The sequence below is a fragment of the Dyella sp. genome, from assembly GCF_036746095.1.
Classification (GTDB): domain Bacteria; phylum Pseudomonadota; class Gammaproteobacteria; order Xanthomonadales; family Rhodanobacteraceae; genus Dyella_B.
On sequence record NZ_DAIOEU010000029.1, the window covers coordinates 23,628 to 38,680 of the forward strand.

Genomic DNA, 15,053 nt, shown 5'->3' on the forward strand with positions numbered 1-15,053 from the left:
TCGCCAAATTTGGCACTTCCAAAACAAACGCCATGCTAGTTTTGGCGGACGGGGGGCATCACTTGTGGGGAGAGTTGCACCATGTTGCCGAAGGGGTGTTTCAGTCGTTGCCTGGCCGTCGCCGGGCTTTCCTTGGTGTTGGGTGGTGTCGCGCAGGCGGCACCGGGTAACAGCAGTCCTGTCGGTTCGGGCAACGTCATGGTCGCCGATCCGACCGTGCCGCGTCCGCCGGGACAGCCGTGCGTGGTGCAGCTTTTCAGCAATGACACGTTCAATGACTACAGCCCGCGGCCTTTCAGCTACACGCCGCCCGCCGGCTGCGGCACGCGCTGGTCGAAGGTGGTGCTGGAGGGCGATTTCTCGATCGACCCCGGCGTGCAGTTCGATCGCACGGCCACCATTTTCCTGAGCGGCGTCAATCTTTATTTCGGCACCACGCAGGAGCCCGGTTCCACCCAAGAACGCAGCTGGCATGTGGAGCGCGATCTGACCGACTACAGCGCGCTGTTGCGCACTGCCGGCAACGGGCAGGTGTTTATCGGCAACATCGTCAACAGCCAGTACACGAGCTCGCTGCATGGCAGTGCGCGGCTGTTGTTCTATCCGGCGTCGGTGGTGGCGCCTGCGCCGCGCGTGCCGGATGCGGTGTATCCGCTGGGTAGCGATCCGGTAGGCAGCACCGTCACCTTGAACAACTCCAGCAGCCAGATGGCGGCCACGCTGACGTTGCCGAGCAACGTGGAACGCGCTTACCTGGACGTGTTCACGCAGAGCCAGAGCAACGACGAGTTCTGGTACACCTGCGTGCCGGACCAGTACGCCGCGGAAGCGGAGGAATGCGGCGGCGGCAATTTCCGCGAAGCCGAAGTCAGCATCGATGGCCAGGCGGCGGGCGTGGCGCCGGTGTATCCGTGGATCTATACCGGCGGCATCGACCTCTACATCTGGAAACCGACGCCCGGCGTGCAGACGCTGAACTTCATGCCCTATCGCGTGGATCTGACGCCGTTCGCCGGCGTCCTCAGCAACGGCTCGCCGCATACCGTAGCGGTCAACGTACAAGGCGCGAACAGCTACTTCTCCACCACCGCAAGCTTGCTGGTGTATCAGGATGAAGGCGCGAAGCAGGTCAGTGGCGCCGTGGTGCGCAACACGCTGGCCAACCAGCCGCCCACGCCGACCATCGGCAGCACACTGCAGCAGGATTCGTCCGGCAACGTCACTGGCGCCGTCACCACCGATCTCAGCCGGCATTTCGTGATCGAAGGCTACGTCAACACTTCGCATGGTCGCGTCACCACCACGGTCGACCAGACGGTGAGTTTCGCCGACACGCAAACCTTCGACATCACCGCGAACGATTTCCACCAGATCAGCGACCAGCTCACCAAGGTGGAGGGCGTCAGCCGCAGCCGCATCGGCAATTTCCTGAGCGGCGAATATGAGGCGCGATTCCGCTATCCGCTGCATGTGGACACCAACGAGACGATCGAATCGAACGGCGATTATTCGATCCTCACCTCGATCAAGCAGGGCTACGACCAGCACGCCGGCCTGAGGCTCGGCGGTTTCCCGCTTTATTCGTCGGACGTGCACAACCACATTGCGGGTTCCGACACGCTGGTTCTCAACAGCAACTTCCAGATCGTCAGCCATAGCGGCCAGCAGGCAACGCAAGACTTTGCGTTCAACGATTCACTGGGCGGCTGCTATCGCGGCAGTGTCAGCTCGGCGAACAACCTGGTGACGGCCTACAGCACCGGCAAGGGTTGCCCCGGCGGGCAAAACCGGGTGTTGTGGTTTGCGCATCCGGATGGCTCGCCCTACCTGGGCGACAGCTTGCTGCCCTGGTAAGCAACGCGTGAACATGGCGCCCCCTGCAATGGTCTGAGGGGGCGCCGGCATGCTAGGTTTGCCGGCATCTGACTTGAGCTTGCCGCTCACTGGAGCCCTTACCGATGCGTACCCGTCTGCTTGCCCTCTCCGTTCTTGGCGTGGCCGTTGCCCTCGCTGGCTGCCATCGAGGCACGCGTCCGGACGGCACACCGGTGGACAGGCATGGCGTTTCGGATATGGCCTCGTTCCAGAACTTCATCAACACGCATCCGACGCAGAAAGAATTCAAGAAGATGTACCCGGGCGTGCAACTCATGTTGCCCGGCACCATCAGCACGATGGAAATCCGCTACGACAACTCGCGCTTCTTCCCGAACCTGGATAAAGACGGGCACATCATCGGCGGCGACTTCCACTGAGGATCGCTTGTACTCAAGCTGTCATATTCGAAAGCTTGAGTCATTTTGCTGACACGTTACCGCGTTAACTTGATCCCGACAGGGTGCCGTCCTTTTTTGTCAGGCGGCAGTTGCTCCAGGATTTAAAGCGCAGGTCAGCATGTCTTCTTCCGTTTCCCTCACTGCGAGCCGGCGCGGTTTGCTATTCCTCGTGCTTGGCGCGGTGCTGCTGTTAGTGATCGGCGGCGGCCTTTGGTATGCGCGTACGCAAACGAGCGGCAAGGAGGCTGCGGGTCACACGGCCAACGATGGCAGCGAAGTGGGTGTGATGCTGGATCTGGCCGACAGGGCTTACCGGGAACAACGCCTGGTGTCCCCGGTCGGCAGCAACGTGTATGAGTTCTATTTCAGCGTGCTGCAGCTCGACCCCAACGACGCCATCGCGCAGAAGCGCCTGCGCGAAGCGTTCAAGCCCGCTTGCGACGTGGTGGAAAGCACCATCAACGGTGGCGGCCTGGATGAAGCCCAGCGCGAGCTTTCCCTGTTGCGCCAATACGATCCGCACAATTACAAGCTCGCCTTGCTCGGTAGCGTGCTCGATGCACAGCGGGTGATCGAGCGGCGCAAGCATGAGGCCGAAGCGGCACGCATCCAGGCGCAACAGGCCGGCGGAAATTAGCGACGCTGCATTGCCGCGCAGTCTGGGATGACCTCCCAGCTTCTTTGCGCATTGAATGCTGGGATTTCATCCCAGACTACGCAGCATCAGCCCCCGGCAAGGTAGACGTCTTTCAAGCGCACGTAGTGATCGGCGGAATAATGCAGCTGCTCGATCTGCTTGTCCGTCAGCAGACGCACGCGCTTGGCCGGATTGCCCAGCCACAGCTCGCCCTCGCCCACCACCTTGCCCGGTGGCACCACGCTGCCGGCGCCGACGAAGCCGTGCTGCTTGATCACCGCCCCGTCCAGCACGATGGCGTGCATGCCGATCAGGCAGTAGTCCTCGATGGTGCAGGCATGGATCACCGCGGCGTGGCCAATGGTGACGCCTTCACCGATAACCGTGGGAAAGCCGCCCGGCGAATACGGGCCATCGTGCGTCACGTGCACGATGGTGCCGTCCTGGATATTGCTGCGCGCGCCGACCCGGATGTGGTTCACATCGCCGCGCAGTACCGCGCCGGGCCAGATGGAAACGTCATCGTTGAGCACAACGTCACCGATGACGGTGGCGGCCGGATCGACATAGGCGCGGGCGCCGAGAGTGGGCAGGATGCCCTTGAAGGGACGCAAGGAATTCATGCGCCCAGTTTAGCCTTCGAGCGGGAGCTGTGCCGTATCGCTCGTGTGAGATGGATGGCGTTGCTGTTCTTCCAGCACGCGCAACGTTTCCTGGTAGCCGGAATCCACCGCCAATTGCCAGTCGCGCCAATCGAGCATGCCCACGTGCTCCAGCGGCGGCGTGATCAACACATCGGCCTGCGCGCGGCAGCGTTCGCTGGTCTCCTCGCTGTTCACCATCGCCGCGCGGGTCAGCGTGGACACCAGCGGCGGCCAACCGACGCCGCGCCGCTGGCGCAGCCACAAGCGCCACCATGGCGGCGTGGCGAACTCCTCGGTCTTGGCGCGCAGTTCGATATCGGCGCGGATGCTCACGGCGGTGATGTGCGCAATGCCGTCCTCCGCCATCACATCGGTGGGCAGGTTGTCGACCAGCGCGCCGTCCACATACACCTGTCCGTGGTGCAGCACCGGCGGCAGAATGCCGGGAATCGAGCTGCTCGCACGCAGCCATAGCCACAGCGGCCCATGTCGATGCACTACCTTGCCCTGGCCCGAAAGGTTGGTGGTGACGCAGAAAAAGGGGCGCTCCAGATCCTCGATATCGATCGCCCCGAACGCGCGCCGCAGCATGATCGCCGCGCGCCGTCCGCGCGTGAGCGCCACCAGCGGCACCGTCCAATCCGATAGCGGCTTGCCGCGCACGAAGGCCTCGTAATACACGCGCATCATTTCCTCGACGCTCCACATGTTGGCGAGCCCCGCGCCGATGATGGCGCCGATGCTGGTGCCGCCGATCGCATCGAAGTCGTGTCCGGTCTCCTGCCATGCGCGCAGCGCGCCCAGGTGCGCCAGGCCGCGTGCACCGCCGCCGGCCAGCACCAGTCCACGTGCATGGCCGCTGATCAGGCGTGCGATGCGTGGAATATCGCCGTTGCCGCAGATGTGGTGATGATGAAGGTCGCCACTGAACTGTCCGCGCCAACGTCGTGCTGCGCCATGCAGCACGCGGTGCGCAGGATGGATCAGCAACAGATGCCGCGGCCGATGCCGCACGCGCGCCGGATGCCCTGGCGCCGCTTCCGGCCAGGGCGTGGCCGGCTGGGCCGCCAGCGCGGGCAGCAGCAGTACGTCGGCCTGGCGCAGGCAGCGCAGGCGCCAGGACGCATCGCCAGTGCTGTCCAGATAGATCACGAAACGCACTTGGGATTCGCGCTCTGCAAACCAGTCGCTGCCGCGGTTGGCGCCGTGCTCGGCATCGATCACCACACAGCTGCCGAAGGCCTCCAGCGCTTGCGCAAGCTGCATCGCCAGACCGCGCACGGGAACGGCTTCGTCGACCGGCAAGATCGCAAAGGTACGCGGCTTGTCCGGCGGTTCCACGTGGCGTTCGCGCCGGATCAGCCGATCCACCGCCTGCCGCGCCATGCCCATCATCGCGCGTGGATGGTGTTCGATCAGCTGCTCGAAATGCTGATGATCCAGACGCAGCAACTCGCAATCGCGCAACGCACGCACGTTGTAGCGCAGCGCCTCGCCGCCCAGCAGGCTGATCTCGCCGACGCAATCGTCCGCCGCGACTTGCCGAACCAGATCGGTAGCGCCGTCGAATACACCCAGGCTGCCGCTGCGCAACAGATACAGCGCATCGGCCACTTCGCCAGCCCGGTACAGGGACTGGCCGCCAGGCAGGCAAATCCAGCGCAGATAGCCGGCCAGTGTCGCCCGCTGTGCATCCGTCAGGTGCGAAAACAGCGGGACACGACCGATCAGGGTGTGAACGTCGGCAGGTAGCATGCGCGCGATGGTACGACGGGCGTGATGACACCGTATGCGTTTCATCCGGCTTGATTTCGGCCCGCAGCGCCAGCACCCTTCCAGGCCTGTAAGGAGCGAAACCATGAGCCAAGACAACCCCCTGCTGGCCGACAGCGCACTCCCGGCGTTCTCCCGGATCCAACCCGAGCACGTGCTGCCTGCGGTGGAAACCCTGCTGGCCGACAGCCGCGCCGGCATCGCCGCGCTGACCGCACCCGGTGCCCCGCACGATTTCAAATCCGTAATGTTGCCGCAGGAACGTTTCGACCAGCGCATCGCGCACGCATGGTCGCCCGTCTCGCATCTGCACTCGGTGGCCGATAGCGAAGCGCTGCGCAAGGTCTACGGACCGGCCGAAGAAATGCTCACCGACTATTCGATCGAAGTCGGACAGAACCGCGATCTCTACGCTGCCGTGCAAGCGATAGCCGATGCCCCGGATTTCGCCGAACTCTCCCGCGCGCAACGCGCCCTGGTCGAACATGCCTTGCGCGATTTCAGGCTCTCCGGCGTCGCGCTGGAAGAACCCGCGCGCTCGCGCTTCCGCGATATCGGCGTGGAATTGTCCAAGCTTTCCACCGAATTCTCCAACGCCGTGCTGGACGCCACGGACGCATGGCAGGAACACATTACCGACGAGCGCGATCTGGCCGGCATTCCCGAATCGGGCCGTGCCGTGCTGCGCCAGTACGCGAAGGAAAAAGGCCTGGAAGGCTATCTGGTCACGCTCAAGCAACCCAGCGTGCAAGCGGTGATGACCTATGCCGACAATCGCGGCCTGCGCGAGCGCGTCTACTGGGCCTATCAGACGCGCGCTTCCGATCAAGGACCGCATGCCGGCAAGTACGACAACACGGCGCGCATCGACAAGATCATGGCGTTGCGCCACGAGGCAGCCCAGTTGCTTGGCTTCAACGACGCGGCGGAAGAATCACTGGCCACCAAGATGGCTTCCGCACCGGACGAAGTGCTGCATTTCCTGCGCGATCTTGCCGCGCGCGCCAAGCCGGTGGCACAGAAAGAACTTGCTACGCTGCGCGATTTTGCCGCCGAGCAACTGAAACTCGACAACCTCGAATCCTGGGATGTTGCCTACGCAGCGGAAAAACTGCGGCAGAAGCAGTACGCGCTGGACGAGGAACAGCTCAAGCCGTACTTCCCCCTGCCGGCGGTGATCGACGGCTTGTTCGGCCTGGTGCAGAAGCTTTACGGCATCACGCTGAAGCCACGCGACGGCATCGACGTGTGGCATCCGGACGTGCGCTACTACGACGTCGCCCATGCCGACGGACACATCTTTGCCGGCGCCTATATCGATCTCTACGCGCGCAGCGGCAAACGCGGCGGTGCATGGATGGACGTGTGCCGTGCACGCTTCGACGACGATACGCATCTGGAATTGCCGGTGGCCTTCCTCACCTGCAATTTCGCGCCGCCGACCGAAGGCCGCCCCGCGCTACTCACGCACGACGACGTGCTGACCTTGTTCCATGAGTTCGGTCACGGCTTCCATCATTTGCTGACCGAGGTGCCGCTGCCTTCCGTGGGCGGCATCGACGGCGTGGAATGGGATGCGGTGGAACTGCCCAGCCAGTTCATGGAGAACTTCGGCTGGAATCGCGAAGCGCTGGATATGTTTGCCAGGCATTGGGAAACCGGCGAGCGCCTGCCCGACGAACTGTTCGAACGCATGCTCGCGGCGCGGCACTTCCATGCCGGCCTGTTCCTGGTTCGCCAGCTCGAATTCGCGCTGTTCGACTTCCTGTTGCATCTTCAATACGAACCCGCCAGGGGAGCACGCACACTCGAGGTGCTGGAGCAGGCGCGCCATGAGGTGGCCGTATTGCATCCGCCGGCATGGCAGCGTTTTCCGCATGCGTTTACCCACGTCTTCGCGGGTGGCTATGCGGCGGGCTACTACAGCTACTTGTGGGCGGAGTTGCTGAGCGCGGATGCGTTCGGCGCTTTCGAGGAACGCGCGCGCGACGGGCAGAGCGTGATCGATCCGGCTACCGGCGAGCGCTTCCGCCGCGAAATCCTCGCGGTAGGCGCGAGCCGGCCGGCGATCGAAAGCTTTATTGCGTTCCGCGGCCGCAGGCCGGAACCGGAAGCCCTGCTGCGCAGCCACGGCTTGGCGTGACCGGCTTGCTCCCCTCTCCCTTCGGGAGAGGGGCTTCTCCTCTCGCACTGATCGGGCCAACAGGTTCACAATCGCCACCGAGCCGCCCTGCGACCATCGGCGGCGCAGACCGCTACCGAACGACAGCGCTGTAGACCTGAGGACTCTGCAATGAATGCGATGACGCACCTGCCGCCCGAATGGCACAACTGGATCCAGGAAAACCTCTCCCGCGGCTGTGCCCCGCAGTCGCTGATCGACGACATGGTGCGCAATCATTTCGATCCGGTGTTCGCGCGCGCAGCGGTCAACGGCGTCATGAGCGGTCCCTTTGTCGCAACGACGAAGCCGCAACCGCAAGCCCAACCTGCCGTCGGCTACGTCTATGAAAAGCCGCGGCTCCACGCCGGCAACCTGATCCGTACTTCCGATCGCGACGTGCGTGTGGTCACGCGCGTGATTCGTCCGATGATCGCCGTGCTCGACGGCGTGTTGAGCGAAGAAGAATGCGATGAACTGATCCGCCGCTCCGCCGACAAGATGCGTCGTTCCACCACGGTCGATCCGCTTACCGGTAAGCACGAAGTCATCTCCGATCGCAGCAGCGAAGGCACCTTCTTCCCCCTCAATGCCGACCCCTTCATCGCGCGCCTGGATCGGCGCATTTCCGAAGTGATGAACTGGCCAGTCGAAAACGGCGAAGGCCTGCAGATCCTGCACTACGGCATTGGCGGCGAATACAAGCCGCACTTCGATTACTTTCCGCCGGAAGATCCCGGCAGCCAGGTGCAGATGACCATCGGCGGCCAGCGCGTTTCCACCATGGTGATGTATTTGAACGAAGTGGAAGAGGGTGGCACCACCATCTTTCCCGAAATTGGCATGGAAGTGGTGCCAAAAAAAGGTTCAGCCGTCTATTTCGAGTACACCAACAGCCAGAACCAGCTCGACAAGCTCACTCTGCATGGTGGCTCGCCGGTGACGCGCGGCGAGAAATGGATCGTCACCAAGTGGATGCGCCAGCGCCGCTACGGTGAAGCCGCCGCGTAGTTGCTCCTTTTGTAGGTTGGGGTGAGGCGAAGCCGAACCCCAACGGGACCTGCAAGTGCGGGAATGTTGGGGTTCGGCGTTGCCTCACCCCAACCTACAAAAGCGACGATCAGGACATCGCGCCATCGGCCTCGAGGTGGTAATGCGTCGCGACCTCCACCTCGTTCTTCGAACCGAGAAACACCGGCACGCGCTGGTGCAAGCCTGTCGGCTGTAATCCGAGAATGGGCTCGCGTCCGGTGGTGGCGGCGCCACCGGCTTGTTCGACGATGAAGGCCATTGGATTGGCTTCATACATCAAGCGCAGCTTGCCACCTTTGCTTTTGATCTTCGCATCCAGCGGATAAAAGAACACGCCGCCGCGGGTGATGATGCGATGCACGTCGGCCACCATCGAGGCCACCCAACGCATATTGAAATCCCTGCCGCGCGGGCCATCCTTGCCGGCAAGCAATTCGCCGATGTAGCGCTGCATCGGCGGTTCCCAATGGCGCTGGTTGGACATGTTGATGGCGAATTCGGCCGTTTCTTCAGGAATGCGGATATCGCGACGGCTGAGGGTGAAGCTGCCCACTTCGCGATCCAGCGTGAACTCGTGCGTGCCGTGCCCGAACGTCAGCACCAGCACGGTGGCGGGGCCATATACCACATAACCGGCAGCGAGTTGCGTGGTGCCGGGTTGCAGGAAGTGCTCAGCCTTGGGATGGGTCACGCCATCCGGGCAGCGCAGCACCGAGAAAATGGTACCGACGGAAATGTTCACGTCGATATTGGAACTGCCATCCAGCGGATCGAACAGCAGCAGGTGATTGCCCTTCGGATACATGTCGGGAATCGGTTGCGGATCTTCCATTTCTTCGGATGCACATGCGGCGAGCTGGCCGCCCCAGGCATTGGCCTCCAGCAGGATTTCGTTGGAGATCACGTCCAGCTTCTTCTGCGCTTCGCCCTGGATGTTGCCGGTGCCCGCCTCGCCCAGCACCCCGCCGAGGGCGCCCTTGTTGGTGGCCACCGCGATGCGCTTGCACGCACGCGCGACCACTTCGATCAGCAAGGTGAGTTCGGCGTTGACGTGGCCGGCGCGGCGTTCTTCGATCAGGAACTGGATCAGCGAGATGGGCTTCATGGCGAACCTGCTGGAAAAGGGGCCGCCATTGTCACGACTCAGGCTTGCGGAAGCCAGTCGACGGGCTGAACCGGCCCGCAGGCTCCTGCTGACAACACGCTGGCAGTAGCAGGGGCGCAAGCTCCCACCATCGAAAAGGAGGGACGATCATGCGCGACACGATATATGTGCTGGTGTTCGAAGGGTTTGCGGATTGGCAGGTGGCGTTGGCCCTGGCTGAAATCCGCCGCCCGGGGGAATGGGAAGTACGTAGCGCCGGTTTCACGCGCGATGCAGTTACATCGATGAGCGGCTTGCAGGTGTTGCCCGACGTCAGTGTGGACGAGCTTGATCTGGATGCCGCCGCCTTGCTGATCCTGCCAGGTGGGCACCTGTGGTTGTCCACGCAGCTTGCACAGGCGGCATCCGTCGCACGGCGCGTCTATGAAGCTGGTGCACCGGTGGCTGCCATCGACCAGGGCGTGCCGGTGCTGGCGCGTGCCGGTTTGCTCGACCATTGCCGCCACACCGGCAACTGGCCGGCACAGATCGGTCGCGAAGCGCCGGCCTACACGGGCCACGATCAGTACGACGCCAACGTACTTGCCGTGAGCGATGGCGGCGTCATCACGGCCAACCACCTGGGCAGCATCGAGTTTGCGCGGGAGATCATCCACACGCTGGACCTGTACAACACCAGCGACCGCGAACACTGGTATCGCCTGTTCAAGCATGCCGTGCCGCCACCGTGGTTTGCCGGCCAACCCATCGAAGTCGTTCGCGCAGCGTAAGGGGTTAGGTGATGAGCACTAATCGCTTCATTGATCGGGTGTTGGCCGCGTACCGGCCGATGTATCTGCGAGGCCTGCTGATGGACGGCCAATATTGCCTGCCCGTGCCACAGGAAAAGCAGGAAAAGAAACCGGAAAAGGGCGACCGGATCGTGCAACTCACACCGGCGTTCGATCCGCAACGCAAGCGCGTGCTGGTCATGCCGGCCGCTGCTTCCACCAGCTTGCACATGCGCTCGACGGACGAACCGTCGGGTGGCTTGAGCGGCGCATAACCCATCCACTATTCGGGAATCGTCATGCAAAAGACCTATCACGGCAGCTGCCATTGCGGCGCAGTCAAGCTCGAAGCGGATATCGACCTCACCCAAGGCACGGGACGGTGCAATTGCTCCATCTGCAGCAAGGCACGGCAGTGGGGCGTCATCGTGAAGCCGGATGCATTCCGGCTCATCCGTGGCGAAGACGAGCTTTCCGACTATCAGTTCGGCAGCCACAGCATGCATCACTTGTTCTGCAAGCATTGCGGCGTCCGGCCGTTCGGCAAGGGCAATCTCGACGTGCTCGGCGGCGAGTTCTACTTCGTCAACGTGTTCTGCCTGGACGACGTCGAACCGGCGGAGCTTATCGAGGCGCCGATGCATTTTTCCGATGGCCGCAACAACAACTGGCAAAACGCGCCGGCTGAAACGCGGCATCTATAAACCTCCAGTTCAAAGGTGACGACATGAATCGCAAGATCGCTTTTTATCACGCACCCAACAGCCGTTCGGGCGGCACGTTTTCATTGCTCGAAGAATTGAATGCCGATTACGAACTGCACTTGGTCAACCTCAAGGCCGGCCAGTCGCGCCAGCCGGATTATCGGGCGATCAACCCGATGGGCAAGGTACCCGCGATCAGGCATGGCGACGTGCTGATTACCGAGCAGCCGGCGATATTCATGTATCTGGCCGATCTGTATGCGGAGGCGGGATTGGCACCGGCGATCAACGATCCGCTGCGTGGTGCTTATCTGCGCTGGCTGGTGTTCTATGGCTCGTGCTTCGAGCCGGCGTTGGTCGATCGCTCGCTCAATCGCGAACCGGCGCCACCTTCCACGTCGCCCTATGGCACCTGGGACGATGTCGTCAACACCTTGCAATTGCAACTGGCCAAAGGGCCGTACATGCTCGGCGAGCGGTTCACCGCGGTGGACGTGCTATGGGGCGGCGCTTTGCATTGGACTACCCTGTTCAAGCTGGTGCCGGAAACGCCGCAGATCCGCGCCTATATCGATCGCGTGGTCACGCGCCCGGCCATGCAGCGCGTCGCCGCCCGCGATGCTGAATTCCTGGCGCAGCAGGCTGCGTGAGATGGTCGATGGCCATGGGCATGTTTTCATTCGTCGCGCATAGCCATGTCTCACCCGTTGCGACGGGCCTGCATGACTTCGGACGCTGGCCCGCAAGCTCAACCTGGGCGATCATGCATGGATGCGTCGTGCTGACCGCCTCTTCCTCATCATTAATGCCCTGCGCGGTCGACGTACCGCGCTGCAGGCGCGCCAGCTCGCGGAAACGCTGGGGGTATCGCTGCGCACGGTCTATCGCGACGTGGCGGACCTGCAGCTCTCGGGCGTACCGATCGAAGGCGAGGCCGGCGTCGGCTACATGCTGCGCAAGGGCTCGGACATCCCTCCGCTGATGTTTACCGCCGAAGAGCTCGAATCACTGGTGGTCGGCACGCGATTCGTCCGTGCGTTCGCAGGTGAGAAACTGGCTGCCGGCGCGCAAGCCGCGCTGATGAAGATCGAGGCGGTGCTGCCGCCGGAACTGCGCGAGCGTTCGTCACGCACGCGCATCTACGCACCGATCTGGCGTGACGAGCATTCCACCGCGTTTGCCGAACGCATCGACCAATTGCACGCCGCGATCGAAGCGCAGCATGTGTTGCGCCTGCTCTACAAAGACGAGGCGGGCCGCGCCAGCGAACGCGAGGTGGAACCGCTATGCCTGGCGTTCTGGGGCGGCAAGTGGACACTCGGCACCTGGTGCCGGCTGCGCAAGGATTTCCGCAATTTCCGGCCGGATCGCATCGACCGCATGGACAAGACCGGCGAGGTATTCCAGAGCGCGCCGGATCGTGACCTGGGTTCCTACATGCAGGCGATGCGCGGCTATTACTCGGGCCTTGAGTAGGTTTGGTTAGCGTCAATGCACTAATTCCAGCCACGAAACGTCACGCTCACAGTGATCTTCTCCCTCCCCGCATGCTGGGGAGCAAACAGTTCCTCGCGAACATCGAGCGTCCCACCTCAAGTGAGTGCCATGGGGATCAGTGCGGGATAGCTCAACCAACGCCTGTGCTCTTACGCTACCCTGCGCCAACCAGGGCCATCGCAGGAGCATCCCCATGTCGTCAGGCGTGCGTCATCCTCTGTTGTCGATTGCGCCGGCCAAGCTGCGCCCTACCCAGATGACCGTGGGCAAGGCGGAAGTAGCGGAGAAACGCGCGCAGTGGGAAAAGGTAGGCAAGAAGAAACGCAAGGAGCTGCTCGCCGCGCACTGGTTTCCCGGCGTATTGGGGCCGAAGCATCAGGTCTTCATCGTCGATCACCATCACCTTGGCCTTGCCCTGTGCGAGGAAGGCGTCAAGGCAGTGCCGGTAATGATCCAGCGCGATTTTTCCTGGCTGGACGCGGACGTGTTCTGGCGCACCATGGAATTCAACCGCTGGGCGCATCCGTACAACGAACACGGCCAGCGGCAGGAATACGACGCGATTCCGCGCAACCTCACCGACCTGGCCGATGATCCTTATCGCGCCCTGGCTGCGCGCGTGCGCACTGGCGGCGGCTATGCCAAAGACGCCACGCCCTATTCGGAATTCCTGTGGGCGGAATTCTATCGGCGCAACCTCAAACTCAAGGGCGATCGCGTGACGCCCAAGCTGTTGCAGGACGCCCTGCTGCTCGCCCATTCGCATGAAGCTGCCTATTTGCCTGGCTGGAGCGGAAAGATCCCATGAGCGCTGCCACCTCGTCGGCCCGCATCGCCGACGTGCTGGCCGGCCTGGGGATCGCGGGTTTGCTGTTACCGGAGGCTGTTGCTTACTCCGGGATAGCAGGCATGCCGCCACAAGCGGGTGTGGTGGCGTTGTTTGTCGGCCTGGTCTGTTATGGATTGCTGGGTACCAGCCGTTTCGCGATCGTCTCGTCCACATCGTCCTCGGCAGCGGTGCTGGCAGCGGGCACGCTTTTGCTGGCCGGCGGAGGCGCAAATCGGGTCGCAGTAGCCGCCACGCTGGTGCTGTTGGGTGGCGGATGTTTCCTCATCGCGGGTGCCGCGCGCCTGGGTGGCCTGTCGCATCTGATCGCGCGGCCGGTGTTGCGCGGCTACACGTTCGGGCTGGCGATCGTCATCGCGCTCAAGCAACTGCCGCATCTGGGCGGCTGGCCGGATTTGCGCGGCGATTTCGTGCCCTTGCTGATAGTGACTCTGGTGCGCACCTCCGGGCAGGTTCACGCGTTGACCTTGCTCACAGGAGTGCTCGCGCTGCTGGTGCTGTATGCCTGCGAGCGCTTGCGTCGCCTGCCGGGCAGCTTGCTGGTGATTGCACTGGGCGTGGCCGCTTCCGACTGGCTGGCGGCACATCGCGTACCGCTTACCGGGGCAATCCATTTGCAGATGAGCATCGGCATGCCGATGTGGCCATCCAGCGGCCAATGGCTGCCGAGCGCGGAACTGGCGGCCGCTTTGCTGTTGATCCTGTATGCCGAGTCGTACAGCTCGATCCGCGGTTTTGCGTTGAAGCACAACGACACGGGGTCGCCGAATCGCGACCTGCTGGTACTGGGTGTGGCGAACGTGTTGAGCGGCTTGTGCCAGGGCGTGCCGGTGGGCGCGGGTTATTCCGGCACTTCCGCCAATGAAGCGGCGGGCGCGCAATCGAAGCTGGCAGGGCTGATCGCCGCGGCCACCGTGCTGTTGATGGTGTTGCTGCTGTTGCGCTGGATCGAACGCATTCCGCTCGCCGTGCTGGCCGCGATTGTGATTCATGCGGTAAGCAAGTCGTGGCGCCTGTCGGTCTTTCACCCGTATCTGCAATGGAAGCGTGATCGTCTGCTGGCGCTGGCTGCGGTGGTCGCGGTGTTGTCGGTGGGCATCCTCAATGGCTTGCTATTCGCGATCGCTTTCAGCCTGGTCCTGCTGCTGCGCCAACTCGCTTCGGCGCGCGTCAGTGTGCTTGGCCGGCTTGCCGGGAGCCATGATTTCGTCGACATCGCGCAGCACCCGAAGGCGGTACAACCGATGGCCATGCTGATCCTGCGCCCGGAAGAACCGCTGTTCTTCGCCAATGCCGAAGCCGTCATGGCGCTTGCGCGCAAGCAGATCGAAGCACGCAGCGACGTGCAGCAGGTGGTGTTGAGCCTGGAGGCATCGCCCGACCTGGACAGCACAGCGCTCGAATCGCTGGGCGACTTTTCCAGCTGGTTGCAGGCGCGCGGTGTCGCCTTGCGCGTGGCCCGCGTGAAGGATGAAACACGCGCCTTGCTGCTGCGCGCCGCCCTGCCCCAGCTTTCGTCACAGGCATTGGACAGCTGGAGCGTGGAAGATGCCGTGTCGGCTTCCATGGCCGCCATGTCTTCCACAGGGAATCAAACGCAGTGAAAC

15 protein-coding genes are annotated in these 15,053 nt (G+C 63.0%); 12 read left to right on the plus strand and 3 right to left on the minus strand.

Annotated features, from left to right (window positions below; genetic code table 11):
- The first annotated feature begins 81 nt into the window (after positions 1 to 81).
- The 3 genes from V7M64_RS12845 to V7M64_RS12855 all read left to right on the plus strand — a co-directional run bounded on the left by V7M64_RS12845 (position 82) and on the right by V7M64_RS12855 (position 2,913).
- Positions 82 to 1,854, plus strand: a complete 1,773-nt coding sequence (locus V7M64_RS12845; RefSeq protein ID WP_333679562.1) for a peptide-N4-asparagine amidase — start codon at positions 82 to 84, stop codon at positions 1,852 to 1,854.
- 104 nt (positions 1,855 to 1,958) lie between these two features.
- A complete protein-coding gene (locus tag V7M64_RS12850; RefSeq protein WP_333679563.1) occupies positions 1,959 to 2,255 on the plus strand; it encodes a hypothetical protein in 297 nt (98 codons plus the stop codon).
- A gap of 139 nt (positions 2,256 to 2,394) precedes the next feature.
- Positions 2,395 to 2,913, plus strand: a complete 519-nt coding sequence (locus V7M64_RS12855; RefSeq protein WP_333679565.1) for a hypothetical protein — start codon at positions 2,395 to 2,397, stop codon at positions 2,911 to 2,913.
- An 86-nt stretch (positions 2,914 to 2,999) separates the two neighbouring features.
- Here V7M64_RS12855 and V7M64_RS12860 read toward each other — a convergent pair whose 3' ends face one another.
- Together V7M64_RS12860 and V7M64_RS12865 are read right to left on the minus strand one after the other, a co-directional pair.
- Positions 3,000 to 3,536 carry a gamma carbonic anhydrase family protein gene (locus V7M64_RS12860; RefSeq protein WP_333679566.1) on the minus strand — a complete coding sequence of 179 codons (537 nt, stop codon included), beginning with the start codon at positions 3,534 to 3,536 and terminating at the stop codon, positions 3,000 to 3,002.
- Between the two features lie 9 nt (positions 3,537 to 3,545).
- Entirely contained in the window at positions 3,546 to 5,312 is a 1,767-nt protein-coding gene (locus V7M64_RS12865) for a patatin-like phospholipase family protein (RefSeq protein WP_333679567.1), read from the minus strand.
- A 103-nt stretch (positions 5,313 to 5,415) separates the two neighbouring features.
- Between V7M64_RS12865 and V7M64_RS12870 the strand changes: the two genes are divergently transcribed.
- Together V7M64_RS12870 and V7M64_RS12875 are read left to right on the plus strand one after the other, a co-directional pair.
- Complete coding sequence (locus V7M64_RS12870; RefSeq protein WP_333679569.1) at positions 5,416 to 7,473, plus strand: M3 family metallopeptidase; 2,058 nt, start codon at positions 5,416 to 5,418, stop codon at positions 7,471 to 7,473.
- Between the two features lie 150 nt (positions 7,474 to 7,623).
- Positions 7,624 to 8,502 (plus strand): 2OG-Fe(II) oxygenase, encoded by an 879-nt coding sequence (locus V7M64_RS12875; RefSeq protein WP_333679570.1) that lies wholly within the window; start codon positions 7,624 to 7,626, stop codon positions 8,500 to 8,502.
- Positions 8,503 to 8,611: 109 nt separating this feature from the next.
- Here V7M64_RS12875 and V7M64_RS12880 read toward each other — a convergent pair whose 3' ends face one another.
- Positions 8,612 to 9,628 carry a class 1 fructose-bisphosphatase gene (locus tag V7M64_RS12880; RefSeq protein WP_333679571.1) on the minus strand — a complete coding sequence of 339 codons (1,017 nt, stop codon included), beginning with the start codon at positions 9,626 to 9,628 and terminating at the stop codon, positions 8,612 to 8,614.
- 149 nt (positions 9,629 to 9,777) lie between these two features.
- Here V7M64_RS12880 and V7M64_RS12885 point away from each other — a divergent pair, with 149 nt between their 5' ends.
- From V7M64_RS12885 to V7M64_RS12915, 7 genes are all read left to right on the plus strand, one after another.
- On the plus strand, positions 9,778 to 10,398 hold the full coding sequence (locus V7M64_RS12885; protein WP_333679572.1) for a DJ-1/PfpI family protein: 621 nt from the start codon (positions 9,778 to 9,780) through the stop codon (positions 10,396 to 10,398).
- 11 nt (positions 10,399 to 10,409) lie between these two features.
- Positions 10,410 to 10,673: a hypothetical protein gene (locus V7M64_RS12890; protein WP_333679574.1), complete on the plus strand. Its 264-nt coding sequence runs from the start codon at positions 10,410 to 10,412 to the stop codon at positions 10,671 to 10,673.
- A 24-nt stretch (positions 10,674 to 10,697) separates the two neighbouring features.
- Positions 10,698 to 11,102 (plus strand): GFA family protein, encoded by a 405-nt coding sequence (locus V7M64_RS12895; protein ID WP_333679576.1) that lies wholly within the window; start codon positions 10,698 to 10,700, stop codon positions 11,100 to 11,102.
- Between the two features lie 23 nt (positions 11,103 to 11,125).
- Positions 11,126 to 11,752: a glutathione S-transferase family protein gene (locus tag V7M64_RS12900; protein WP_333679577.1), complete on the plus strand. Its 627-nt coding sequence runs from the start codon at positions 11,126 to 11,128 to the stop codon at positions 11,750 to 11,752.
- A gap of 121 nt (positions 11,753 to 11,873) precedes the next feature.
- Complete coding sequence (locus V7M64_RS12905; protein ID WP_333679578.1) at positions 11,874 to 12,578, plus strand: YafY family protein; 705 nt, start codon at positions 11,874 to 11,876, stop codon at positions 12,576 to 12,578.
- A gap of 214 nt (positions 12,579 to 12,792) precedes the next feature.
- A complete protein-coding gene (locus V7M64_RS12910; RefSeq protein ID WP_333679580.1) occupies positions 12,793 to 13,407 on the plus strand; it encodes a ParB/Srx family N-terminal domain-containing protein in 615 nt (204 codons plus the stop codon).
- A complete protein-coding gene (locus V7M64_RS12915; protein ID WP_333679582.1) occupies positions 13,404 to 15,050 on the plus strand; it encodes a SulP family inorganic anion transporter in 1,647 nt (548 codons plus the stop codon). The genes V7M64_RS12910 and V7M64_RS12915 overlap by 4 nt, the downstream gene beginning before the upstream one ends.
- Positions 15,051 to 15,053: the final 3 nt, after the last annotated feature.